General features: G+C 69.7%; 21 protein-coding genes and 1 pseudogene. 13 read left to right on the top strand and 9 right to left on the bottom strand.

Features of this window, described 5'->3' with window-relative positions; all coding sequences use genetic code 11:
* Positions 1–213: 213 nt before the first annotated feature.
* Positions 214–3,585: a S8 family serine peptidase gene (locus PUT80_RS38030; RefSeq protein ID WP_275295010.1), complete on the top strand. Its 3,372-nt coding sequence runs from the start codon at positions 214–216 to the stop codon at positions 3,583–3,585.
* Between the two features lie 63 nt (positions 3,586–3,648).
* On the opposite strand, the gene PUT80_RS38025 is transcribed toward PUT80_RS38030, so the two are convergent.
* Together PUT80_RS38025 and PUT80_RS38020 are read right to left on the bottom strand one after the other, a co-directional pair.
* On the bottom strand, positions 3,649–4,587 hold the full coding sequence (locus PUT80_RS38025) for a LysR substrate-binding domain-containing protein (protein WP_275295009.1): 939 nt from the start codon (positions 4,585–4,587) through the stop codon (positions 3,649–3,651).
* On the bottom strand, positions 4,563–5,516 hold the full coding sequence (locus PUT80_RS38020; RefSeq protein WP_275295008.1) for a LysR family transcriptional regulator: 954 nt from the start codon (positions 5,514–5,516) through the stop codon (positions 4,563–4,565). The genes PUT80_RS38025 and PUT80_RS38020 overlap by 25 nt, the downstream gene beginning before the upstream one ends.
* A gap of 227 nt (positions 5,517–5,743) precedes the next feature.
* Here PUT80_RS38020 and PUT80_RS38015 point away from each other — a divergent pair, with 227 nt between their 5' ends.
* The 7 genes and pseudogenes from PUT80_RS38015 to PUT80_RS37985 all read left to right on the top strand — a co-directional run bounded on the left by PUT80_RS38015 (position 5,744) and on the right by PUT80_RS37985 (position 14,824).
* On the top strand, positions 5,744–6,427 hold the full coding sequence (locus PUT80_RS38015) for a tRNA-dependent cyclodipeptide synthase (protein WP_134663441.1): 684 nt from the start codon (positions 5,744–5,746) through the stop codon (positions 6,425–6,427).
* A pseudogene (locus PUT80_RS38010) lies at positions 6,424–7,605 on the top strand (cytosine permease); the annotation flags it as partial. The gene PUT80_RS38015 and the pseudogene PUT80_RS38010, both read left to right, overlap by 4 nt.
* A 99-nt stretch (positions 7,606–7,704) precedes the next feature.
* Complete coding sequence (locus PUT80_RS38005) at positions 7,705–8,106, top strand: rhodanese-like domain-containing protein (protein ID WP_275295027.1); 402 nt, start codon at positions 7,705–7,707, stop codon at positions 8,104–8,106.
* 10 nt (positions 8,107–8,116) lie between these two features.
* Positions 8,117–8,581 carry a thioredoxin family protein gene (locus PUT80_RS38000; RefSeq protein WP_275295007.1) on the top strand — a complete coding sequence of 155 codons (465 nt, stop codon included), beginning with the start codon at positions 8,117–8,119 and terminating at the stop codon, positions 8,579–8,581.
* Positions 8,582–8,642: 61 nt separating this feature from the next.
* Positions 8,643–9,812, top strand: coding sequence for a S8 family peptidase (locus tag PUT80_RS37995; protein WP_051729599.1), 1,170 nt, complete (start codon positions 8,643–8,645; stop codon positions 9,810–9,812).
* 382 nt (positions 9,813–10,194) lie between these two features.
* Complete coding sequence (locus tag PUT80_RS37990) at positions 10,195–11,349, top strand: MFS transporter (RefSeq protein ID WP_275295006.1); 1,155 nt, start codon at positions 10,195–10,197, stop codon at positions 11,347–11,349.
* A gap of 175 nt (positions 11,350–11,524) precedes the next feature.
* Entirely contained in the window at positions 11,525–14,824 is a 3,300-nt protein-coding gene (locus PUT80_RS37985; protein ID WP_275295005.1) for a protease pro-enzyme activation domain-containing protein, read from the top strand.
* Positions 14,825–14,869: 45 nt separating this feature from the next.
* Here PUT80_RS37985 and PUT80_RS37980 read toward each other — a convergent pair whose 3' ends face one another.
* Both PUT80_RS37980 and PUT80_RS37975 read right to left on the bottom strand, forming a co-directional pair.
* The gene (locus tag PUT80_RS37980; protein WP_275295004.1) at positions 14,870–15,787 is read right to left on the bottom strand and encodes an XRE family transcriptional regulator; all 918 of its coding nucleotides are present in this window, start codon (positions 15,785–15,787) and stop codon (positions 14,870–14,872) included.
* Positions 15,788–15,870: 83 nt separating this feature from the next.
* Complete coding sequence (locus tag PUT80_RS37975) at positions 15,871–16,932, bottom strand: TetR/AcrR family transcriptional regulator (protein ID WP_134663446.1); 1,062 nt, start codon at positions 16,930–16,932, stop codon at positions 15,871–15,873.
* A 67-nt stretch (positions 16,933–16,999) separates the two neighbouring features.
* On the opposite strand from PUT80_RS37975, the gene PUT80_RS37970 reads away from it, so the two are divergent.
* From PUT80_RS37970 to PUT80_RS37955, 4 genes are all read left to right on the top strand, one after another.
* Positions 17,000–18,166: a cytochrome P450 gene (locus PUT80_RS37970; protein ID WP_275295003.1), complete on the top strand. Its 1,167-nt coding sequence runs from the start codon at positions 17,000–17,002 to the stop codon at positions 18,164–18,166.
* Positions 18,167–18,254: 88 nt separating this feature from the next.
* Positions 18,255–18,848: an HdeD family acid-resistance protein gene (locus tag PUT80_RS37965; protein WP_275295002.1), complete on the top strand. Its 594-nt coding sequence runs from the start codon at positions 18,255–18,257 to the stop codon at positions 18,846–18,848.
* 44 nt (positions 18,849–18,892) lie between these two features.
* Positions 18,893–19,438, top strand: a complete 546-nt coding sequence (locus tag PUT80_RS37960; RefSeq protein WP_037818625.1) for a DUF6069 family protein — start codon at positions 18,893–18,895, stop codon at positions 19,436–19,438.
* A 94-nt stretch (positions 19,439–19,532) separates the two neighbouring features.
* Positions 19,533–20,768 (top strand): pentapeptide repeat-containing protein, encoded by a 1,236-nt coding sequence (locus PUT80_RS37955; RefSeq protein WP_275295001.1) that lies wholly within the window; start codon positions 19,533–19,535, stop codon positions 20,766–20,768.
* Here PUT80_RS37955 and PUT80_RS37950 read toward each other — a convergent pair.
* The 4 genes from PUT80_RS37950 to PUT80_RS37935 form a co-directional block, all read right to left on the bottom strand.
* Positions 20,765–21,511, bottom strand: a complete 747-nt coding sequence (locus PUT80_RS37950; RefSeq protein ID WP_275295000.1) for a hypothetical protein — start codon at positions 21,509–21,511, stop codon at positions 20,765–20,767. The genes PUT80_RS37955 and PUT80_RS37950 overlap by 4 nt on opposite strands.
* The gene (locus PUT80_RS37945; RefSeq protein WP_158714566.1) at positions 21,508–21,672 is read right to left on the bottom strand and encodes a hypothetical protein; all 165 of its coding nucleotides are present in this window, start codon (positions 21,670–21,672) and stop codon (positions 21,508–21,510) included. Before PUT80_RS37945 ends, PUT80_RS37950 begins: the two co-directional genes overlap by 4 nt.
* Before the next feature lie 16 nt (positions 21,673–21,688).
* Positions 21,689–22,045, bottom strand: coding sequence for a metalloregulator ArsR/SmtB family transcription factor (locus PUT80_RS37940; RefSeq protein WP_037818621.1), 357 nt, complete (start codon positions 22,043–22,045; stop codon positions 21,689–21,691).
* Between the two features lie 88 nt (positions 22,046–22,133).
* Positions 22,134–22,985: an NAD(P)H-binding protein gene (locus PUT80_RS37935; protein ID WP_275294999.1), complete on the bottom strand. Its 852-nt coding sequence runs from the start codon at positions 22,983–22,985 to the stop codon at positions 22,134–22,136.
* A gap of 88 nt (positions 22,986–23,073) precedes the next feature.
* Here PUT80_RS37935 and PUT80_RS37930 point away from each other — a divergent pair, with 88 nt between their 5' ends.
* Entirely contained in the window at positions 23,074–23,481 is a 408-nt protein-coding gene (locus PUT80_RS37930; RefSeq protein WP_134663452.1) for a helix-turn-helix domain-containing protein, read from the top strand.
* Between the two features lie 311 nt (positions 23,482–23,792).
* On the opposite strand, the gene PUT80_RS37925 is transcribed toward PUT80_RS37930, so the two are convergent.
* Positions 23,793–24,947, bottom strand: a complete 1,155-nt coding sequence (locus PUT80_RS37925) for an acyl-CoA dehydrogenase family protein (RefSeq protein WP_134663453.1) — start codon at positions 24,945–24,947, stop codon at positions 23,793–23,795.
* Between the last annotated feature and the right edge of the window lies 1 nt (position 24,948).

Raw genomic sequence — 24,948 nt, 5'->3', positions numbered from 1 at the left:
CGACCGCGCGGAAATTCGGTCCCGTTTGCCGGATTTGTTTCCCACTATTGTCGCTTGTGGATCGTGCGGGAGTCGGAAAGAGTTCTGCTGCCGGTAAATCGAGCGCGGCACGAGTGCGCCCGATTTCGTCGGGGCCGGTAACTCACGAACCCTTCTAGCAGGAAGTGGGAACTGCACATGGGGCGTTCCTCGCGATCCGTTCGCGCCCTGGTCATGGCTGCGACCGGCAGCCTGGTGCTGGCCGGGGCGACCCAGCCGGCGCAGGCTGCCGCACCGGCCGCCGCGGCGGACACCGCGCCGCAATCGGTGATCGTCGTCCTCGCGGACCAGCTGCCCAGCGCGCCGCCCACCAAGGCGGCCTCGGGCACTCGCCGCGCCAAAGCCACCCAAGAACAGGACTCGGTGCTCGCCAAGCTCTCCGGCGCGGCACCGGCCAAGGTCAAGCACTTCGCGCTCGGCAACGCGTTTTCCGCCACGGTCACGCCCGCGCAGGCCGCACAGCTCGCGCACGACCCGGCGGTCGCGCAGGTGCTGCCGGACAGCAAGGTGACGCTGCCGGACGCCAAACCGGGCGCACCGGCCGCCGCGCCGAAGGCAGGCGGACCGGCCGCGCAGTCCACGCCGAACGCGACCTGCCCGGCCGACCCGGCGAAACCGTTGCTGGAGCCCGAAGCGCTGACGTCGATCCGCGCGTACAGCACCACCGGCGGCAAGAGCGCGTCCGATCTGGCCAACGGCGCCGGCGTGAAGGTCGCGTTCCTCGCCGACAACATGGACCCGAACTACGCGGACTTCATCCGTCCCGACGGCAGCCACGTGTTCTCGGACTACCAGGACTTCTCCGGCGACGGCCCGAACACGACCGACGCCGGGGCCGAGGCCTTCGGCGACGCCTCCTCGATCGCCGCGCAGGGCGTCGTCGTGCACGACCTGTCGAAGTTCGTCAACGAGAAGCACCCGCTCCCGGCGGGCTGCAACATCGTCGTCAAGGGCGTCGCGCCGGGCGCGAGCCTGGTCGGGCTGAACGTCTTCGGCAAGACCGCGACGAACTCCGCGGTGCTGCAGGCGATCGACTACGCGGTGACCGTCGACCACGTCGACGTGATCAACGAGTCGCTCGGCCTCAACCAGTACCCGGATTCCAGCTCCCGCAACCTGTTCCAGGTCTTCAACGACCAGGCCGTGGCCGCGGGCGTCACCGTGACCGCCTCCAGCGGCGACGCGGGCACCACGTCCACGATCGGCAGCCCAGCCACCGACCCGCTGGTGATCTCGACCGGCGCGACGACCGACAACCGGCTGTACGCGCAGACCGGCTACGCGGCTTTCCCGTTCTCCAACGGGAAATGGGTGAACGACAACATCTCCGCGCTGTCCTCGTCCGGCATCACGCAGAACGGCCGCACCATCGACCTCGTCGCACCCGGCGAGGGCAACTGGGCCGACTGCTCCCCGGCGTACTCGGAATGCCGCAACTTCAAGACCGTCCCGGAAGGCACGGACCTCGAATCCTTCGGCGGCACCAGCGAATCCGCCCCGCTGACCGCGGGCGTCGCCGCGCTGGTGATCCAGAGTTACCGCAATTCCCACCACGGTGCCTCGCCGTCGCCTGCACAGGTGAAGCAGATCATCACCAGCACGGCACGCGACCTCAACCTCCCGGCCGACGAGCAGGGCGCGGGCCTTCTCGACGCTCGCGCGGCGGTCGAAGCGGCGCTCACCGCTCCGGGTTCGACCGGGGCGCCGGCGGGCGTCTCGTCGAACATCACGCTGTCGGCCGACCAGCTGACGCTGGAAGGCGCGCCGGGCAGCACGCAGCACGCGTCGGTGAACGTCACCAACTCGGGCGCCAAGCCGCTGACGGTCAGCACCGGCACGCGGACGTTCGCGCCGATGGGGACGCAGACGCAGACCACTGGGTTCGACTCGACCAAGCTGCCGACCTTCCCGTACTTCAACGGCACGAACTGGGCGTACAAGAAGGTCACCTTCTCCGTGCCGAACGGCGCGCAGCGGCTGCTGGCGCGGATGGCGTGGCAGGGCAGCCCGAAGACGGTCAACGGCCAGTCCGTCACCCCGGTGGTGCGGCTGACGCTGCTCGCTCCGGACGGCACCTTCGTCGCCAACAGCCGTCCGCAGGGCGGGGCCGCGACGGCGAACTACGCCAACGTGGACGTCACGCGCCCGGCCGCGGGCACGTGGACCGCGGTGCTGTACTCCGCGTCCGGGCAGGCCGGCTACACCGGTGACATCCAGCTGGCGACCACCGCGCAGCGGGCTGTCCCGTACGGCCAGGTTTCGCCGCAGATCCTGCAGCTCAACCCCGGTCAGACGAAGCCGGTGCACGTCGCGCTGCAGACCCCGGCCAGCGGCGGCGACGCGGACTACTCGATCACCTTCGGCAGCTCCGACGGACACCAGACCACGGTGTCGGCCGTGCTGCGCGCGCTGATCCCGACGAAGAACGGCCCCGGCGCGTTCGGCGGCACGATCACCGGTGGCAACGCCCGCGCGGTGTCGCCGGCGCAGACCTTCTCCTACGAATTCGACGTTCCGCGCGGCAAGCGGGACCTCGACGTCGCGGTGAAGCTGCAGGACCCGGGCACGCTGCTCGACGGCGTCCTGGTCGACCCGAACGGCGAACTCGCCGACGTGAACAGCAACGCCTACCTCGATTCGGCCACCACGCTGAAGCAGGGCACCGCGTTGCAGCTCGTCGACGCGAACCCGCTGCCGGGCCGCTGGCACCTCGTGCTCGTCGTGCAGAACCCGGTGACGGGCAAGCAGATCGACCAGCCGTTCACCGGAACCGTCGGCTTCGACCAGGTCTCGGCCAGCGCGCCCGCGCTGCCGCAGTCCGCGTCGCTCGCCGCGGGCAAGGCGGTGACCGTGCCGGTGACGGTGCGCAACACCGGGATCGAACCGATCGCCATCGGCATCGACGCGCGTACGAACGCGAAGCAAACGCTGCAGCCGCAGCCGATCCAGGGTTCGACCGAGGTCGACCTGCCGGAGCTGAACGCGAACGCGCCGGTGTACTCGATCCCGCCGGAGACGAGCAAGTTCACCGTCGCGACGTCCTCGACCGTGCCCGCGCAGGCGGAGATCCAGGGTTCGGCGGCGGGCATCGACGTGCTCGGCGACCTGAAGTCCGCGCAGAACGGCAGCACGGTGTCGGTCGCGACGATCGGCGAGAAGACCGGCTACGTCACCAAGGGCGTCTGGTTCGCCGACGTGCAGGAGATCGGCCCGTTCGGTCCGGACGGCGCGCCTGCCGGGCATTCGAGCTACACGGCGTCGATCCAGACGGCGGGCTTCGACGGTTCGGTGACGTCGTCGACCGGCGACCCGTACGGCCAGTCGGTGGACCCGAACGGCACCGGCGGCACGCCGCAGCTGGTGAAGCCGGGCGAGACCGCGACGATCCTGGTGACGATCACGCCGTCGGGCAACCGCGGGCGGCAGGTGGCCGGGCACTTGAACATCGTGACCGTGCCGTCGCTGCCGACCGGCGTGACCGGTCTGCCGCAGGTCGGAACCGGTGAGGTGCTGGCGACTCTGCCGTACAGCTACCGCATCGGCTGATCTCGCGTTCCGTGAGGGGAACCCTGAGGGAATCTGATTCCCTCAGGGTTCCCCTCACGTACTTCACGTGCTCAGAAGCGCGCGGAGGGATTCGGCGTGCGCGCGCGTCATCGCCGCCCGGACGCGCGGGAGGCACCCGGCGAGCGGCCCGTCGTCCGTCCAGGCGAGCACCAGGGTCGAATTCGTGGCCGCGCAATGCAACGGCCGGTATGAGGTGTCCGGCATCGGTCTCGTCGGCGGCGCTGTCACGGTCAGGATTCCGGCTCCGTAGCCGAGACACAGCACCGCCCATTCGCTGTCCGCGTAGCAAAGCCGTGGGTCGGCACCGGCGTCGGCGAAGGCCGCGAGCAGAGCCCGCGTACGCGGCTGCACGGTCTGGTCGAGGAGAACGCAGCGCTGTCGGGACAGCGCGGCCGGGGTGAGCGAGTCCGGGACGCCGAGCGGATGTCCGGACGGAATGCCGACCACCAGCGGTTCCGTGGCCACCGAAACCCATTCGAGAGGGCGTTCCCGCACGGCGTCCTGACGCAGCAGGCCGAGGTCCAGTTCCTCGCGCAGCAGCGCTTCCGCCAGCTCCGCAGCCGATTCGGCGGTCCGAACCGTCAGTCCGGCATCGGGATTGCGCAGCCCCACCTCGCGGATCAGCCGCGGCAGCACGGGTGTCGGAACCGAGCCGATCCGGATCTGCGCGACAGGACGCTCCAGCCCGGCGCGAGCGGCGGTCAGCATCCGGTCGAACTGCGGGACCACCGCCGAGGCGTGTTCGAGGAGGAGCTCGCCGGTTTCGGTGAACAGCTTCCCGGCCGGTTCCGCGGCCAGCAGCGGGGCGCCGATCATCCGTTCCAGCCGCCGGATCCGCAGGGTGAGCTTGGCCGGGGTGGTTCCGAGTGCGGCCGCGGCGGCCGCCACGCTGCCCGCCTCGGCGACCGCGACCAGCAGCTTCAACTGCCGCAGTTCGAGGTCGGCACCGGAACGGATCAGCTGGTCCGGGCGGTCAGCCACGGCAGTTCCCCCGGGATCGCGCGCGGGCCGTCGAAGCCGCCCTTGTGGTCGTGATAGGCGTCGAGGATCAACCCGGCGAGCAGGCTGACCCGCGCGGCGACCGGACTGTCCTCCCGGTACAGCAGGAAATGGCTGGTCCGCGCCCGCAGTCCGGGAACCGGGCGGTGCACCACGCCCGGGGCGAGCGGGCGGGAGGCCTGGACGAGCGTGACGTCGCCCTGGTAGCGGACGATCTCGTCACGCGGGCCGGAGACCGGCACGTGGTGGGCGATCACCGGGGCGAAGCCGTACGGGCCGCACACCCGGGCGAGGAACTCGCGGCAGCGGTCCGGCCCGGTCGAGGAGATCCACCGCTCGTGTTCCAGCTCGGCCAGGTCCACCTCGTGCCGGGCGGCGAGCGGATGCCAGTCCGGGAGCATCATCAGCAGCGGGTCCTCGGCGAGGTCGATCCGGCCGGTGTTCGCGGGCAGCGGCACCGCGCACTGTTCGGACAGGACGGCGAGGTCGAGTTCGCCGCGGCCGAACCAGCCGAGCATCTCCGCGGTCGACTCGGCGGTCCGGATCTCCGCCCGGTCGCCGAGCCCGGTCGTCTCCAGCGCGCGGAGCAGCGGGCCGGACAGGACGGTTTCCGACCAGCCGACCCGCAACGCGCTTTCGCGCTGGGCGCAGTGCTGCGCGAGGGCCGGGCCGATCCGGGCGGTGCGCGCCAGGATCCCGTCCGCGTAGTCGAGGATCAGCTGCCCGAACGGCGTGGGCCGCACCCCGGCGCGGGCGCGTTCGAACAGCGCCCGGCCGAGCAGTTCCTCGATCCTGCGCAGTTCGCGGCTGAGGGCGGGTTGCGGCAGCACCAGTTCGGTGGCCGCGCGGTTGAGGCTGCCCGCTTTCGCGATCGCCTGGAGGTGGCGCAAATGCTTGAGTTCCAACTCCACGAAAGTTCACGATATGACGCCCGCCGGCGCGAGTGCACCGGCGAAAGTGTGGCAATCGCCCGACCAAAGTAGGAAATCCTCTTTCCGAACTGCCGACCTCGCCGTCCCGCGACGGCATAACCGGCAGGCATTACCCGCGCCGCCCGGATCCCGGCACAGTGATCCGCACCAGTCCCGCCCCGCCGGGAGAAACGCGGAATCGAGACGAGAAAAGGTGGAGGATTTCCATGTTCGACGCGACTCCGCTGTCTTCCGGCTGCGCCCGCCTGTATCCGGACGTCCGGCACGCCTGTGTCGGGGTGAGCCCGTTCAACGGCTATTTCACCGCGGACCGGCTGACCCGGCTCGCCGCGTGGACCGCGGAGCACTTCGCCGAGTTCTGCTTTTTCGTCCCGGACGAGGTCACCGCCTACACGCTCGAAGCGCTCGGATACCCGCCGGCCAGGGCGAAACAGAAAGCGCACCGGCAGTCCTGCCACGTGCACAACAAGATCGCCGCCGCACTGCGCGCGCTGGACGTGCCCGACCCGGAGAGCCGGATCCTCGGCATGGCCCGGCTGCGCGAACTGCCCGCCTATCGGCGGCTGCTGGCGGCGGCGGAAAACCACTTCGAAACCGACAGCGCATTCCGCTCCGCCTGCTACGGCGCTTCCACCTGGGTGCTGCAGGGCCGCACCGGAAACGTGCCGGACGAGGGCGCGCTGCGGCTCGCGGTGCGCTACTTCCTCGCCGAACTCCCGTTGTTCGCCGGTTCCGGGCTGATCACCGGAAATCCGCGGTCGATGTTCGTCTACCACCAGCGGGTGCCGTTTCTGCGGAAGTTCTTCGACCGGGAATTCGCGTTCCGGCCCGAGCCGGGCCAGGGTTTCCTGGTCGTCGCCGAAGCCGCGCTGGAAGCGACCGGCCGATGAGCGACCGCCACGACGACTATTCGCTGACCCGCGTCCCGGACGCCGCCCGCCGGTCCTGGCCCTCGGTCGCGGTGCAGCGGTTCGGGCAGGTGTCCTCGTTCCAGCAGTTCATCGTCGGCGCGCTGCTGGGCTACGGCATGACGTTCTGGAACGCGGTGCTGGCCATCACGATCGGTTCGGTGCTGCTGGAGGTCATCACCGTGCTGCTCGGCATCGCCGGGGTGCGGGAAGGACTGTCCACCTCGGTGCTGGCCCGCTGGGCCGGGTTCGGCCGGAAGGGGTCCGCGCTGGTCGGCCTGCTGGTGGCGGTCAGCCTCGCGGGCTGGTTCGGCGTGCAGAACGGGGTGTTCGCGCACGGGATGCACGCCCTCGGCGGCGCGGTGCCGGAATGGGGCTGGGCGCTGGTCGGCGGAGCGGCGATCACCGTGATCACCGTCTACGGCTTCCGCCTGATGGCCTGGACCGCCTACCTGACCGTGCCCGCTTTCCTGCTGCTGGCCGGGTATTCGGTGCTCGACGCGCTGCACACGCACTCGCTGGCGGACTTGATTTCCGCTCCCCCGCCGGGACCGCCGCTGTCGCTCGGCGCGGCGACCACGCTGGTGTCCGGGGCGTTCATCCTCGGCGCGCTGATGACCCCGGACATGACGCGGTTCAACCGCACCCGCGCCGACGTCGTCAAGCAGACCGTGCTCAGCGTGACGCTCGGCGAGTACCTGATCGGGCTGATCAGCGTGCTGCTCGCGCACGCCGCCGCGACCTCGGACGTCGTCGGCATCGTCACCTCCTCCTCGGGGCTGCTCGGCACCCTGGTGCTGGCCACCGCGATCCTCAAGATCAACGACTGGAACCTGTACTCCTCCTCGCTCGGCCTGGTCAACGTCGTGGACGTGCTGTTCGACCGGAAGGTCGGCCGGGTGCGCGTGGTCCTGGTGCTCGGGGTGTTCGGCACGGCGGCGTCCGCGCTCGGGATCGCCGACCACTTCGCCGGGTTCCTGACCGCGGTCGGCGTGCTCGCCCCGCCGGTCGCCGGGGTGCTCATCGCGGAGTACTTCGTGCTTCGCCGGTGCCGTCCGGTTTTCGCCGCCCTGCGCCGGGGACAAGCGGTCGCCGGGCGAGACTGGGAGCTCGCGGCGCTGGTCAGCTGGGCGCTCGGGACGGCTTTCGCGCTCGTCTTCGATTTCGGGATTCCCACGATCAACTCGGTGGTCGTGGCGTTCGTCAGTCACCTCGCGGCGGGCCTGCTTGCCCGCCGCCGGAACCCGGGAGGAACCGGCATGCTGCCGCTGATCGGCCGCGAAGAGCTGAAAACCGCGATGGACGAGGGCGCGGTGATCGTCGTCGACACGATGCCGCCCGACTACTACGCCCGCGAACACCTTCCCGGCGCCCGCAACATCCCGGGCTTCCCCTACGAGCAGGCCGCGGCGTTCACCGACGAGCACGCGCCGCGGGTGGTCCCGAACAAGGATGCGGCGATCGTCGTGTACTGCGCCAACACCCCTTGCCGCAACAGCGAATTCGTCGGCGCCCGGCTGCTCGAGCTCGGGTACGCGGACGTCCGCAAGTACCGCGAAGGAATCGAAGACTGGGTCGGAGCCGGCCATCCCACCGAAACCGGCCCCGCCCCCGAAGCCCCGGCGCGCCCGGCGCCGGTGCCCGTCACCCACCCCGAATAGAGGAGAGAACATGGGAACGAGAATCCGGATGTTCGCGGCCGTCGCGGCGATGACGGCGGGAGTCCTCGGCGGCACCGCGGCGACGCCGGCGAGCGCCGCCCCGGCGTCCTACGTTTCGCTGGCCCCGCAGGACGAGACCGTCGTCGACGTCACCTCGGCCAACTACGACCAGGTGATGGAGATGTCCAAGACCAAGCCGGTCGTGCTGGACTTCTACGCCAGCTGGTGCGGTCCCTGCCAGAAGATGGCCCCGTACCTGGAGAAATACCACACGGCCGACGGCGGCAAGTGGATCTGGGCGAAGGTGGACCTGAGCGAGCAGGGCCAGAACAAGGACATCGCCGACAAGTACGGCATCGAGTACATCCCCACGCTGATCGACATCTCCGCCGGACAGGAGAAGGGCAGCCGGGTGGTCGGCTTCGACGAGGGCAGCGGCCCGGACGACCTGCGCACCTGGCTGAACAACCTCTGACCGCGCCCGCCTCCGCCGGGATTCCCCGGGATCCCGGCGGAGGCTCCCCGAAGGGACGACCATGAAACGCACCCCGAAAGCCGTCGTGCTGGCGGCCCTGCTCTCGGTCGCGGCCGGCGTGCTGCCGGCGGCGGCCTCCGCCGCGCCGGACGACACCGCGGTGTACATCGTGCGGCTCAAGCCGATGGACAAAGACAAGGACAAGGTCACCGCCGCCGCGAACGCGCTGATCGCCAAGTACGGCGGCACGCTGCGCCGGGTCTACTACTCGGTGTCGCAGGCGTTTTCCCTTTCCGCGACCCGGGAACAGCACGACAAGTACCTCACCGACGCCGCGGTCACCACGGTCGGGGACAACCAGGTCTACACCGCGGCCGGGACCCAGGACGACCCGCCTTCGTGGGGACAGGACCGGATCGACCAGGCAGACCTCCCGCTCGACGGCAGCTACACCTACCCGAACACCGCGGCCAACGTGCACGTGTATGTGCTCGACACCGGGGTGCGCACGAGCCACCACGACTTCGGGGGACGCGCCCACGCCGCGTACGACGCGGTCGACCCCGACGCGGACCAGAGCGGAACGGACTGCAACGGCCACGGCACCCAGGTCGCAGCCGCCATCGCGGGCCGCCGTTACGGTGTCGCGAAAGAGGCTTCGGTCGAATCGGTGCGCACCCTCGGCTGCGACGGCACGGGCACGTCGGAGGAGATTCTGTCCGCTTTGGACTGGGTGAACCTCAACGCACAGCGCCCGGCCGTGCTGAACCTCAGCTTCGCCGGTCCCAGCGGCACGGTCCTCGACATCCAGCTTTACAAGATGACCCAGAACGGCCTCGCCTACACCGTCGCCGCGGGCAACGGCACCGGCGGCGCCGGAGTGAACGCCTGCGACATCACGCCCGCCCGGCAGACCACCGGGATCACTGTCGGCGCCACCGATCAGGCCGACCACCGGGTGCCGTCCTCGAATTTCGGCAGCTGCGTGGACCTTTACGCGCCCGGCAAGGACATTCCGACGGCGGGCAACACCGGCGATTGCGCGTCGAGCGTGGTTTCCGGCACGTCGATCGCCTCCGCGGAAGCGGCGGGGGTGGCGGCGATGTTCCTGTCCGCGCATCCGGACGCGACGCCGGACCAGGTGCTCAAGGGCATGACCGACGCGGCGACGAAGGACAAGGTCGTCGATCCGGGCGAGGGATCGCACAACCTGCTGCTGCACACGACGTAACCGCGCGCGGCCGGGCCGGTCGCCGCGACGCCACGCCCCCCACCATGGACGTCGCGGCACCGCCCGGCCGCTCCCCCGAAGGCCGCGCCCACAGCGCATAGCCGACTCGGCCGCCACAGTCCCCGGCCTCAGCCCCGGACCACGCAAGCCCGAGCGCCCCACAGCGCGTAACCGGCTCAGCCGCCGCAATCCCCAGTCCCAGCCTCGCACCTCGCAAGCCCGAGCACCCCACAGCGCATAACCGACCCGGCCGCCACACTCCCCGGCCTCAACCCCGCACCTCGCAAGCCCGAGCACCCCGCAGCGCATAACCAGCCGAGCCATCAAGCTCCCCACCCCGTACAACCGACGCGGCCGACCGCCACGACCCCAAGGACCCGCCATGGACGTCACCGCGCCGCCCGCCCGCACCGCGCTTCCCCTGCCCGCTCTGCTGGCATTGGCCGCGTCGGTGTTCCTCGGCTGCCTGACCGAGATCGTCCCGGCCGGGATCCTGCTCCCGGCCGCGGCTGATCTCGGCGTGTCCCCGGCCGCCGCGGGGCAGCTGGTCACCGTGTACGCGATCACCACCGCCCTCACCGCGCTGCCGTTGACCGCGGCGTCGGCCCGGATGCCCCGCCGGAAACTCCTGCTCCTGCTCGTCGCCGGGTTCGTCGCGACCAACCTGGCGATCGCGCTGTCCCCGTGGTTCGCGCTGGTGCTCGTGGCGCGAGTGGCTTCGGGAGCGCTCACCGGAATCCTGTGGTCCCTCGTGGCGAATTACGCCATGCGGCTCGTCCCCGCGGAACGGGCCGGTCGCGCGCTCGCCGTCGCGATGGCGGGCACCCCGGTCGCTTTCGCGTTCGGCGTCCCGGCCGGGGCCGCGCTCGGCGAACTCGTCGGCTGGCGCTGGGTGTTCGCCGGGATGGCCCTCGTCGCGGTGCCGCTGCTGTGGTGGATCGTAGCGGTGGTTCCGCCGCTGTCCGGCGAAGAACCGGGGGCCCGGACAAGTCTCCGCGCCGTGCTGCGCACGCCAGGACTGCGCCCGCTATTACTGCTGGTGATCGCGTTTTCCTTGGCGCACAACATGTTCTACACCTATCTCGGACCATTCTACGCCGCTCGCGGGCATCTCCCGTTGCTGAGCGCCGGGCTGTTGCTGTTCGGCACCGCGACGGTGGCCGGGCTGTGGCTGGTCGGACTCGCCCTCGACCGGCATCCCCGCGCTGTGCTCACGTGCTGCGCCGCCGTCACCGCCTGCTGTTTCGGCATACTGGTCTTCGGCGGCCGCGAACCGGTACTGCTGCTCGTCGCGTGTGCGTTGTGGGGCTTGGCTTTCGGCGGCGCGCCGACGTCGTTCCAAGCGGTCACCGCGGTACTGGCCGGACGCCGGGCCGACCTCGCGCAGTCGCTGACCATCGCCAGCTGGAACGGCGCGGTCGCGGGTGGCGCGCTGACCGGCGGAGTTCTGCTCGGCACAGGCGCGCTGCCGTGGACCGCCATCGCACTGATGGTCGTGCCGGTTTTCCTTTCCCGTTTCGTTCTCCCAGCACGGTGAACCGGCCCGCCATTCTGTGGAAAACTGTTTCACCTCACCCCTTCTGACCAGGTAAAACGTCGTCGTTCAGAATGACCGTTGAACGTCGTCGAACGTTCAACGAGCACGATTCGCAGACCGCCGCCGCGGCTAGCCTTGGCCGGCTGTTTCTTCTCCGCTTCGTTTTGGAGGAATCGTGCTCCCTCGTTCCCTGTGGGCGAGACCGGCCGCCGCGGCAGCCGGTCTCGTCCTGACGGCCGCCCTGGCGATACCGGGTTCGGCCGCCGCCCAAGAGCCCCGGACGCCGCTGGCGCCCACCGGCTCCGCACCGGCCGGTGCGCAACGGCTCGGCGCCACCGATCCCGGCCGGGAGATCCCGATCGCGCTGTCGCTGCGGCCGCACGACGAAGCCGGGCTCGCCCAGTTCGTCGCCTCGGTCAGCGATCCGCGTTCGCCGGACTACCGGCATTTCCTGTCCAGCGCGGACTATTCAGCCCGCTACGCGCCGCGAGAGTCCGATGTGGACGCTGCGAAGGCGTACCTGGAGAAGCAGGGGCTGCGGGTCACCGACGTCTCGGCCAACCGTCAGGTGGTCGACGCGGTCGGGACCGTCGGACAGGTCGAGGCGGCGTTCGGCACCCGGCTCGACGACTATGCAGACTCGACCGGAAAGCATTTCTACGCCAGGGAATCCGCGCCGAGCGTGCCGTCCTCGGTCGCGAAGATCGTGCGCACGGTGACCGGTCTGACGAACCGGCCGATCGCGCACCGCGCCTCAGCTCCGGCCGGTCCCGGCGGCCCGGGCGGCGGCTACACCCCCGCCCAGTTCCGCACCGCCTACAGCATGAAGCAGCTTTCCGGTTCCTACGACGGATCCGGGCAGACGGTCGGGCTGATCGAGTTCGACTCGTTCAAGCAGTCCGACATCGACGCCTGGACGAACTACTTCAAGCAGCCCTCGGTCAAGCCCCAGGTAGTGCCGGTGGACGGCGGGGTTTCCCAGCCGGGCAGCGGACAGCTCGAGGTGACGCTGGACATCCAGGCGGTCGCGGCCACCGCGCCCGGCGCGAGCCAGATCGTCTATGAGGCACCGAACAGCGACAAAGCCTGGGTCGACGAGATGGCGAAAATCGCGAGCGACAACGCGATCACGATCCTGTCGGGCTCGTGGCTGCTCGGCGAGAAATGCGAATCCGACCCGATCGCCGCCTCGCACGATTCCTACTCCCAGATGGTCGCCCAGGGCGTCACGCTGCTGTCGGCCTCCGGGGACTGGGGAGCCACCGGCTGCGGCTACAACGGCGACAACTCCACCGTGCAGGCCGACTACCCGGCCAGCGACCCGCTGTTCACCGGCGTCGGCGGCACGCAGCTGCGGACGAGCGACAGCGCGGGCACCTACCAGTCGGAGTCATGCTGGAACCAGGGCGGCACCGGCAACACCCGCTCCGGCGGCGGGTATTCGGCGGTCTACAGCAAGCCGGATTGGCAGCCGGGCAGCAACAAATACCGTTCGGTGCCCGACGTCGCGCTCGACGCCGACTACGGAGCCGGCGCGCTCTCGGTGTACATGAACGGCGGCTGGCAGGACGTCGGCGGAACCAGCCTGTCCTCCCCGTTGTGGGCCGGATATCTCGCGATGGTCAACCAGAAAGCGAAAAGCGCGGGCAAGAGCAATCTCGGTGCCATCAACCCGACGGTGTACTCGATCGCGCAGTCCTCGCAGTACTCCTCGGCCTTCCACGACGTCGTCTCCGGCAACAACGGCACCTACGACGCGGGCACCGGCTACGACCTGTGCACCGGCTGGGGTTCCATGCAGGGCGACACCCTGGCGGACCCGCTGATCAACGGCGCGACACCGCCCGCGGCCAACGACTTCTCCCTCGCCGCGGACCCGGCCTCGCTCAGCGTCGACCCGGGCAAGTCGGCGACCACGAAGATCACCACCAAGGTCGTCAAGGGGAGCGCACAAAGCATCGCGTTGTCGGCGAGCGGGCTCCCAGCCGGTGTCACAGCAACATTCGACCCGTCTTCGGTAACCGCAGGCGGCGCCTCCACCCTCACCCTAGCGGCGTCGTCCTCGGCCTCGCCAGGGCAAACATCCGTGACAGTAACCGGAAAAGCCGCTGACGCCACGCACACGACTCCAGTCGCTTTGACCGTCAACGGTTCCGGCCAAGGCGACTTCTCACTCAGCGTCGCCCCGGCTTCGGCGTCGGTCAACGCCGGGCAATCCGCCACCGCCACCGTCTCGACGACCGCGGTGAACGGCGCCGCGCCATCGGCGAGCCCGAGCGTGATCAACGGGCAGACGACCACCGTCGCCAAGTACCCGTTCATCATTTCCGAACACCGCACCGGCGGGGTGCGCCCGCAGGAGCAGTCCTGCACCGGCAGCGTGGTCGCCAAACGGGCGGTGCTGATCGCGGCGCACTGCAAGTTCGCCGACGGCGACCCGAAGTACCTCATCTACGGACGGGACGACCTGAACGACACGAGCAAGGGCACCCGGATCGAGATCGCGGAATTCCGGATCCACCCGGACTACAGCCCGCAGAGCGACCAGGGGTGGCGCAACGGCAACGACGTCGCGATCATCTTCACCAAGACCGACATCCCCGTTCCGGCCGGCATGACCTACCCGAAGATCGCGTCCTCGGCCGACGATCTGCCGCTCGGCACCCAAGGCACGGCCATCGGCTACGGCAAGACCGACGCCAACGACGCCACTAAGAACACCAAGCTGCGCGAGGTCGTACTGCCCACAGTGGACGGTTCGAATTGCAGCACCATCGATTCGTCAGTGTTCAAGCCGGAGTACATGTTCTGCGACGGCTACGGCGACGGTAGCAAGGGCCTGTGCCAAGGCGACTCGGGCGGACCGTACTACTACAACGGCAAGATCTACGGCGTCTTCTCCTGGCTGCGCACCGACTGCGCGTCCTACAACGCGCACGGAAAGCTGTGGGGTTCGATGGGCGACTGGGCCAACCAGCAGATCGGCACCACGCCTCCGTCCGGCGGCGTCATCGCGTTGTCCGCCAGCGGATTGCCCTCCGGGGCGAGCGCAACGTTCGATCCGGCGTCGGTCAACGCGGGCGGTTCGGCGAAGCTGACGATCGCCACCAGCGCCTCCACCCCGCAGGGGACGTACAAGGTGACGATCACCGGCAAGAACACCACCGCGAGCCACGCCACCACGTTCACGCTCACCGTGCAGGGCGGTTCGTCCGGTCCGGTCACCGTGGCCGACCCGGGCTTCCAGGCGGTGCCGCACGGTTCGCCGGTGCACCTGGCGATGCGCGCCTCCGGCGGCACCGGCAGCTACTCCTGGAGCGCCGCCGGACTGCCCTCGGGGCTGACCATCGACCGCGCCACCGGCGTGATCTCCGGAAACCCGCAGACCACCTCGGGTCTGCTGAACTCGACGATCACCGCCACCGACACCTCAGGCACGGCGGGGAAGGTGCAGGTCCCCTGGTTCGTCTACTGACCGGGTGCGCAGGGGCTTGACCGGCGGTTCCCGGAAAACCGCCGGTCAAGCCCATTCCCAGGACAGGCCCGCGATGCCCGGCCGGACGTCGGTCAGCACCAGGTGCGCGGTCCGGGAGGCCCCGATCCACAGCGGCGGACCGGGCCGCCGCGGCGCCTGCACGCTGTTCTGGCGGAACGGCACGCAGGTGGCGGGCGGGGTGCCGGCGAACTCCGCCTGCAGCAGGTATTGCCGCACCGGGCGGGTGAACCGGTGGTGGTAGAAGGTCAGTTCCGGGCCGGGCGGATAGACCGCGGTGTACTCGAGCACGCTGCGCTCGCCCGTCGCGAGCCGCTGGTCCAGCAGCAGTTCGCAGACCGTCGCCCCGGCTTCGGCGTCGACCCGGACCCGGCCGGGTCGGCAGTACCGGACCTCGGCGGGCAGCGCCGGGGCGGACTGCTCGGCCCACAGGAACACCACGCACCGGTCGATCCGGTCGGCCATCGCCTCCACGACCAGCCGGGTGTGCACCCGGGTCAGCCGCCGGTGCTCGTCCACCCGCAGGTGCTCGTGCACGTCGAGGCGGCGCACCAGGCTGTCCGGCGGCAGGTCCAGCTCCGCCAGCAGCGGCCGGTGGCCCGGCCACAGCCGTTTGCGGTCGATGGCCCCCGGTTCCGCCGCCGCTCCCCTGCCCCGGGGCCGGGGCGGGCCGAGCAGCGCGACCAGCGATTCCGGCGGAAGCCCGAGCACCGCCTCCAGCGCCCGCACCGCGCGCAGCGATTCGGCCCGTTCCGGACGGCTGCGGCCGTGGCGCCAGTAGCTCAGCGCCGCCCGGCTGACCCGCACTCCCCGCCCGGCGAGCCGCTGCCGGACCTGTTCGAGACTCAGCCCCCGGATGTTCAGCGCGTGGTCGAGGACCTGCGCGAACGTGCCGTGCCGCAGCAGGCTGCGCAACTGCCGGTCCACCGGAGCGATTTCGGCCATCGCCGCCCCCTTCGGCCGATCTTCGCTCCACTATCTGCCGCGGCGCCTGCCCTGTCCACCGACGTCGGAAGGGTTTGCGCGGCTTACCGGGTTTCCGCGGGGACAGTGCTCGTCGCGGCGGCGTGGCAGGCGCCGAAGCCCTCCGCCCGCAGCACAATCTGTCCATTGTGGACCCGGACCGCGGTCTCGGTCGCGTCGCTGACCGCCGAGACCCCGGCCGCAGCGGCCACCGCGCCGGTCTCGTCCACGATCACTCGCACGTCCGGCCACGCCGATCCCGGACACGACCGCTTCAGCAGACCGCGCAGATCCGCCAGCACCAGATTGGTCAGCGGCACCAGCTCTCCCGGCTGACCCGTCACCACGACCAGCGTGACATTCTTGGCCGCACGCAAGGCTTCTTCCACCGCGGACAGCCGGTGCAGCCCGATCACCGCGACCACCCCGTCGCCGTCGATGCGGACCGAACGCTCGCGCAGGGCGTCGAAAACCTCCGGCGGGGCCCAGGTTTCCCCGACTGCTTTCGCTTGCGGCACGATCGGCGGCTCCGGCCACGTGTCGGCAAGTCCCAGCGCGGGCAACGCTTCACACGCGCGCACGACGTTGAACGGCTCCCCGAAACCGGGTGCCGCCGCGGCGAGCTGACTCGCCCCGTGCAGCATCGTCAGCGCCGCTTCCGCCACCCGCACCAGCCGTCCGGACGACGGCGAAAGGCGCTCCAGCACCAGGCCGAGCACGATCGCGTCGAACCGCAGCAACTGGGCGTACGGCCGGTGGGTGAGTTCGTCGGCGAGGATTTCCGGGAGCAGGTCGACGCCGAGACGCGCGTCCGGATCGGTGGCCAGCGGCAGCCGCGCGACCCACGCGCGGGCGAACGCGCCGAGCGCTTCGGCGGGGGTCAGGCCCGGGTCCGGTTCAGGCGGCTGGGCGGCGAACCGTTCCGCTTCGGCGGCGAGCACGGCGAAGTAGAGCGCGCGTTTGCCGGGGAAGTTGGAGTAGACCGCGCCTCGGGTGAGCTCGGCGCGCTCGGCGATCACGTCGATCTTGGCGTCGCGGAAGCCGCGCTCGGTGAACTCCTCGCGGGCGGCGGCCAGCACTTTCGCCCGGTTGCGCTCCTGCGTCTGCGCCCTGGTCAGCCGCGCCATCGTGAGTCCTCCCGGTCCGCTTCCTTGCCAAGATACCGCCACCATTCATATGATGAGATCATCTGAAATGACCATCTGGAGGTCGTCCGTGTCCCCCGCACCGCCCGTTCCCGAGCTCGACCTGACTGATCCGGCCGTCACGAGCGACCCGTTCACCGCCTACGGAGCCGCCCGGGAGCAGGGCCCGCTGGCCAAGCTCACCGGCCCCGGCTTCCCGCCGATGTGGGTCCTGACGCGGCACGCCGAAGCCCGCGCGATGCTCACTGACCAGCGGTTCGCCTTGAGCGAGGCCAGCTATCAGCGTCCGGACGTCCCCGAGCACTGCCGTCCCTACCTGCGGACCATGCAGGAAATGGAAGGCGCCGAACACGCCCGGCTGCGCCGTCTCACCACGCCGGCGTTCGCCGCCCGCCGGGCGCTGGATTTCCGGCCGGAGATCGAGAAAATCGTCGCCCGCTACCTCGACGCATTGCCCGCGGACGGCCCGGTCGATCTGCTCGCCGAGTTCGCCAGGCCGCTGCCGATGGAGGTCATCTGCGCGCTGGTCGGCGTGCCGGAAGCCGAACGGCCGCGCTGGCACGAATACGGCGCGGCGGTCGTGCAGGTGTCCGGCGAGGGGTTCGCCGCCGCCGTGCCCGGGATCATCGACAGCTCGCGGACGCTGGTCTCGCGTCCGGACAGCGCGATGCTGGCGCATCTGACGAGCGCGGGCCTGACCGAAACGGAAGCCGTCGCGCTGGTCTGGCAGCTCGTGCTGGCCGGGCAGACCCCGGCGAATTTCATCGCCAATGCGGTGGAAACCCTGCTGTCGCACCCGGATCAGCTCGAAGTGCTGCGCCGGGAACCGGAGCTGTGGCCGGGCGCGGTCGAAGAATTGATGCGCTGGTGCGGTTCGCAGCTGCTGACGATTCCCCGGCGGACGACCGAAGACCTGGAATTGCACGGCGTGCAGATCCGCCAGGGCGAGCCGGTGACCGCGTCGATCGCGGCGGCGAACCGGGACCCGCGCGTCTTCGCCGACCCGGACCGCTTCGACGTCCGCCGGTCGGCAGGCGCACACCTCGGTTTCGCGCACGGGCCGCATTTCTGCCTCGGCGCGTCGTTCGCGAGGGTGCAGGCGGAGGTGGCGCTGACCGCGCTGCTGGACCGGTTCGCCGGGTTGCGTGTCCTCGAGGCGAAGCGGGTAGCCGACCCCGGGACGTGGCGGCTCGCCGGATTGACCGTCGCCTGGTAACGCCCTCGATCGGGTGAGGTCCCGGCGGTGCTGCCCTGGTCCGGCTACCGTTTTGCCAGGTCAGCACCACACCTCCGGGAGGCCCTCGATGTCCACGCCCATTCCGCCCGTCCTCGGCTTCGCGGTGCTCGACCCGCGGCGCGCGTGGCCGCTCGTGCTCACGCGCGGGATCCTGGGCGTCCTGTTCGGTGTGCTGGCGCTGGTGTGGCCGGGGATCACCGTGCTGGCGCTGGCTTTCCTGTTCGGGATCTACGTGCTGATCGACGCGGCCGGCGCGATCATGCAGGCGTTCCGGCCGGGCGACGGCGCGCACCGGATCGCGTACGCGGTGCTCGGCGTGCTGGGCCTGATCGCCGGGATCATGACGCTCGTGTGGCCCGGGGTGACCGTGCTGGTGCTGGCGACGCTCGTCGGGGCGTGGGCGGTCGTCACCGGGATCATGGAAATCGTCGCCGCGATCCGCTTGCGCAAGCAGATCACCGGCGAGGCGTTCCTGATCGCGGCGGGCGCGCTTTCGGTCATCGCCGGGGTGCTCGTGCTGTTCCACCCGATCGCGGGCGCGTTCGGCGTCGCGCTGCTGATCGGGATTTACGCGGTGATTTACGGGGTAACCCTGGTGGTCCTGTCGTTCCGGCTGCGCTCGCTGGCGAATTCCGCCGATCCGGCGGAACAGCCTCGGTAGGGCGACAATCGAAGCGACCGCATGCGCGAGGGAAGGACCGCCCGATGGTTCAGCAGTACCCCGGCAATTACGGGGAGGACACCCGGCCAGGCATCGACGCAGCGAGGTTGTGGGCAGGCGGCGTGGCCACCGCGGTGGTCGCGGCCCTCGTGGCGGTAGTGGGCCTGCTGATCGCGCGAGGCATCTTCGACGTGCCGGTCCTGGCCCCAAAGGGTGACGGCTTGTGGGGCAAAGCGAGCACGCCGACGTACGCGATCTCCGCCGCGGCAGTCGCCCTGCTGGCGACTGGCCTGATGCACCTGCTGAGCGTGGCGACCCCGGCGCCGGGCCAGTTCTTCGGCTGGATCATGGTGCTGGTGACAGCCATCGCGGTGGTCCTGCCGCTCACCCTGACGGTGGGCCTGGAAGCGAAAATCGCGACGGCGGCGATCAACCTGGTGATCGGGCTGGTGATCGCCTCGCTGGTGAGCAGCATGGCGGCGAGTGCCCGGACGTTGCATCGGCGGAAGCGGAACAGCCGGGCGGAGCAGCAGCCGCCTCCGCCTACGCGGCAGTGGCCGGAGGGGCCGACTACGTATTACGACCGCTGAGCCGTTCCGGGTTCTCGCGAACCATCCGGACGGCGGAGCAGGTTCCACCCCGATTGCCGCTTTCTTCCGCCTGCTGAGGGTTGATCATGGAGGAATGGCAGGCCCCGCCCCGAACGACCGGGACGATTCCCGCGCTGACGGCGTCCTATCCAGCCGGACGATCCTCATTTGTGCCTTGGCGGTGGCCGCGATCGCGGCGGGCGCGTGCTGGGTTCTCTTCGCTTGGTACGGGCACGGCACCGAAGCCGACCGCATCCGGCTGGACGGCATCCGGACAGTAGGCACGATCGTGGTCGGCACCGGCGGCGCGCTGGCGCTCCTGCTGGCCGCGCGCCGTCAGCAGACCGCCGAACGGGACCTCGCGACCAAGCGCGCGGAACTGCGGGTGCGCGAACAGGCGAACAACGACGCCCGGCACGACGCGACCGAACGGCGGATCAACGAGCTCTACCTCAAAGCCGTCGAACAGCTCGGGGCCGGACAGGCCCCGGTACGGCTGGCCGGACTGTACGCGCTGGACCGCCTCGCCCAGGAAAACCCGCGGCTGCGCCCCACGATCGCCAACGTGCTGAGCGCCTACCTGCGCATGCCCTACGACCTGCCTGTCTCCGGTCCGGAACCGCGGCAGGAACGCGAGGTCCGGCTCACCGCGCAGAGACTGCTGGTCCAGCACCTCGTTCCCGATGCCTCGCAGGACCTGTTCTGGAGCGGCGTGGAACTCGATCTCTCGGGTGCCGTGCTGTTCGACTTCGCCATGAACGGGGCCGCGCTGCACAATGCCCGCTTCACCGGTGCCCGGTTCATCGGGGACGCCTGGTTTCACGAGGTCACGTTCACTGGCACGACTCGGTTCGACGACGCCGTCTTCGAGAACGCCGCCTGGTTCACCGGTGCCACCTTCACCGGAAGCACGCATCTCGATCACGTTGTCTTCCGCAATGAAGCGCACTTCGAGGACACAGATTTCGTAGGAGCGACTCTCTGCCGCCTCGGCAGATTCCAGAGCGACGCATGGTTCAACCGCGCTCTTCTCCGAGGCGTTGTCTACTTCAGCCGCACGGAATTCGAGCGGAACGCGAGGTTCACCGACGCGGACTTCCTGGCTACCCCGGTCTTCGAGCACGAGGTCACAACGCAGAGCGCCACCTTCGACAACACCCGCTTCGGCGACGAAGCATGGTTCGACCGAGTGAGCTTCGCGAACTACACGACCTTCGACAACGCCACGTTCGAGGGCCACATCGGCTTCGACGGCACCACCCTCAACGGTGCGCCCTACCGGCCTCCGCAACTTCAATCCGACCAGTTCAGCTTGGAGGACACCGTCTAACGCTTCCGAGGCGACCGAACCGCCTCCGCGATCGCGTCCAGCACCCGGGTCGCCAGATCCGGGTCCGACAGTTCCGGCAGCGGCTGATCCACCGGCGCGAGCGTCGTCAACGCGTGCGCGCAGGCCCGATGCACGTCCACCGGGTCAGACCCGGCCAGCCCCCGCCGCAGTGCTGCGAACAACCCCGGCAGCGGCAGCAAGAGCGCACTCCGTTCCGGGGGCACCAGCGCGGAGCCCTCGAACTCCCCCACCGCATCGACCACCGCAGTCGCGTTCCTCGCGACTTCCCGCAGCGGAAACCCGGCCGCGTCGTCGCGTCGCCAGGCCACCACGTCGCCGACTCCGGACGCCACCAGCAGCGGCACCAGCAACGGCATCGCGTCCGAACCGGCCACGACCACCTTCGCGTCGAACGGCGCGACCTGCAGCCGTCGCGACCGGATCAGCACCGCTGCGGTCAGCACGATCGCGGCGGCTTCCTCCTCGGTGACGACGGGAAGCGTCGAAGTCAGTTCTCGTTGTGCCACACGGGCTTTCGCCGGTTCCACCCCGGTCAGGTACACCACCGCGATCTCGTCCGGCAACGAGCGCAAGGCCGCCGCCAGCTCCGCTGCGTCGCGCGAACGCACGGTGAACGCCGACGTCGGCACGTCGGTGTGCTCCTGGATCGCCAGCGCGTCCGCCTGCAGCCGCGACGGCCCGTCCTCCCCGACGATCGCCAGCCCGGGACGCGTCCAGCTCATCGACCGGACTCGCCGAGGTCGACGTCGTTCTGCTGCGCGATCTCCCGCAGTTCGGCCAGCCGCTCGCGATGGCCCTCCGCCTCGTCCTCGCCGGCGTGCTCCAGCGCCTGCTGCGCCGCCGCGATCCCCCGCTTCAGTTCCCGCACGAATTCGCTCGTCACATCGCCTCCGTTGGTCTCAGCCGCGCGGGGAACGCGAGCTGTCCGCGTGCGCGGTGCGCAGGTCGTCGAGCAGTTCGACCTGGCCCGACAGGACGCCGGTCAGGATCTCGCGCGCGACCGCCAGCAGTTCCGCGACCTGCGGGCTGATCAGCGAGTAGTAGACGCTCGACCCTTCCTTGCGCGTGGTGACCAGCCCCATCCGCCGCAGCACCGCGAGCTGCTGCGACAGGTTCGCCGGCTCGATCCCGACCTCCGGCAGCATCTCCGCGACCGCGTGCTCGCGCTGCGACAACAGCTCCAGCACCCGGATCCGCGCCGGATGGCCGAGCGTCTTGAAGAACTCGGCTTTCAGCTGGTAGAGCGGTCTGCTCACGGGTGCCGCCTTCGGTCCGGGTCCGCCCTCTCGACCGGGCGGGTTCAGCAATTGCGAATATTAGCAATTGCTGAACCCGCGGGTCCCGTCAGCTTCCCTCCGGAGCGAACTCGGCCGCGTGATCGGCCACCCACTGGGCGAAAGTCCGCGCCGGAACCCCGGTGACGTCCTCGACCGTCGTCGTCGGCCGGTCGGGTTCGCTGCCAGCCAAGCGGGCAAACGCGTCGAGCATGGCGTCCGCGTACTTCGCCGGAATCCGCTGGAGCAGAATTTCGCGCGCAACCTCCCGCGGCACCTCCTCCCAGCGGGTCTCCCGGCCGATCACCTCGCCGATCACCCGGACCTGCTCGACCTGCGTAAGCGCAGCGGGCCCCGTGAGGTCGTACTTGGCCCCAACGTGCCCTTCGGAAGTCAGCGCAGTCACCGCGACCGCCGCCATGTCGGCTTCGTGGATGAGCGTGGAGTACACCGAACCGTAAGCCCCGCGCACGACGCCGTCCTCGCGAATTTGCGACGCCCAGCCAAGGGTATTGGTCGCGAACCCGTGCGGTTGAAGGAACGTCCACTCCAGACTGGTGCGCTCGATCGCCTTCTCCACCGCGCGATGAACCTGACTGATCGCGTCATCCGAGTCCCCGCGCGCCGCGGCCGACGAGAGCAGCACCAGCCGACGAGCACTGCCCGCGATGGTGTCCGCGATTGCCTCGGCCGGGTCCCCGGAAATCAACGGCCACATCAAGAAGACCGAGTCCACGCCTCGCAACGCGGCCCGCAGACTGTCCAAATCAGACAGATCACCGGGAACGACTTCAACGCCGGCAGGCAGATCGGCCTTCTCCGGCCGACGAGCCAGCGCACGCACCGGAAGACCGCGCTCGGCCAACTGGACGGCCACCTGACGGCCGACGTTGCCGGTAGCGCCGATCACCAAAACAGTCACGGGTCGTACCTCCTTGTGTCGCAGTGAAGCTCACCGTAGGTTCTGGGCTAACTTTTGGTAAGGACGCACCGTGGGGTAAGCTCCGGACATGGGAGTAGGCACCGAGGCAGGACGCCGCACCGCCCCGGACCCGGGTGACGCGTTCAACAGCGACTGCCCCGGCCGGACGGTGCTCGACCACGTGTGCAGCCGCTGGGGCACGCTGATCCTGCTGTCCTTGCGCGATCGTCCGGCGCGCTTTTACGAACTGCGCGACACGATCGGCGGAATCAGCGAGAAGATGCTGTCGCAGAACCTGCGCACCCTCACCCGCGACGGGTTGATCCATCGCGAGGTGGAGCCCGCTACGCCGCCCAAGGTGACGTACTCGCTCACGGAGCTTGGGCAGGAACTGGCGACGCCGCTGGAGGGCCTGCTGGAATGGGTCCGCGTGCGGGCGGTGGATGTGGTGAAGGCACAGCGAAGGCATGATCGGCAGCACAAGCCTTCGACCTGACTGCGTGCTCGCTGCGGCAGTGCTTGCTCAGCTGGATCAGTGCCAAGACGTGCACGAAGTCTTCGACGAGATCCGGCTTCGCCCGGGAATGCGGCTTCGGCAACGTCAGCCGCGCAATGGATCGAGGCTCGCTACGGCTGGCCGATGGCCGCGGGATGGGCGGTCGCCATCGAAGAGCACGCCGACGGCGAGGAGCCACTGAACTCCGTGTGCGCGCTCGACGCGGTGTTCAGACGGCCTGGCTGCTCTGACGGCCTGCAAGAGACCTGATCATGAGCAGCCAGAGCCGCCCGAACTGCCGGGGGGAAACGTCAGCCCTTCAGCAACTGCCGAGCCATCACCAGGCGCTGGATCTGGTTCGTGCCCTCGTAAATCTGCGTGATCTTCGCGTCCCGCATCATGCGTTCCAGCGGGAAGTCGCGCGTGTAGCCGTACCCGCCGAGCAGCTGGACCGCGTCCGTTGTCACGCTCATCGCCACGTCCGACGCGTGGCACTTGGCCGCCGCGCCGAAGAACGACAGGTCGTCGTCGCCTCGTTCGGACTTCGCGGCCGCGGTGTACACCATCTGGCGCGCCGTCTCGACTGCCATCGCCATGTCCGCCAGCATGAACTGGATGCCCTGGAAATCCGCGATGTGCTTGCCGAACTGCTTGCGCTCCTTGACATATCCCAGCGCGTGGTCCAGCGCGCCCTGCGCGATGCCGACGGCCTGCGCGGCGATCGTCACGCGGGTGTGGTCCAGCGTCTTCAGGGCGATCTTCAGGCCCTGACCCGGCTCGCCGACCATGCGGTCGCCCGGGATGCGGACCTGGTCGAACAGCAGTTCACGCGTCGGCGAGCCCTTGATGCCCAGTTTCTTTTCCTTGGCACCGAAGGAGAACCCCGGGTCCGACTTCTCGACCACGAAGGCGCTCACGTTGGCGCCGCGGCGACCGTCGGGGTCGGTTACCGCCAGGACCGTGTAGTACTCGGAGAAGCCCGCGTTGGTGATCCACGACTTCTGTCCATTGAGGATCCAGTCGTCGCCGGAAGGGGTGGCGCGGCAACGCATCGAGGCGGTGTCCGAGCCCGCGTCGCGTTCGGACAGTCCATACGAGAATCCCGCTTCGCCCGAAGCCAGCGGGGGCAGGTACTTCGCCTTGACATCCTCGTTCGCGGCCAGGATCAGCGGCAGGCTGCCGAGTTTGTTCACCGCGGGGATGAGCGAGGACGAAGCGCACACGCGCGCCACTTCCTCGATCACGATACAGGTGGCCAGCGCGTCGGCACCGGCGCCGCCGTATTGCTCCGGCACGTGCGGGGCGTGGAAGTCCGACGCGACCAGTGCGTCGTAGGACGCCTTGGGGAATTCTTCGCGCTCGTCGGCCTCCGCGGCGTGCGGGGCGATCTGCTCTTCGGCGACCGCGCGCACGGCTTCGCGGATCGCTTCGTGGTCTTCGTTGATCTTGAACAGGTCGAAGCTCATC

This window comes from Amycolatopsis sp. La24 (assembly GCF_029087445.1).
GTDB lineage: Bacteria > Actinomycetota > Actinomycetes > Mycobacteriales > Pseudonocardiaceae > Amycolatopsis > Amycolatopsis nivea.
Note: the sequence above shows the minus strand (reverse complement) of the source record. Positions and strands in the feature narration are given on the sequence as shown.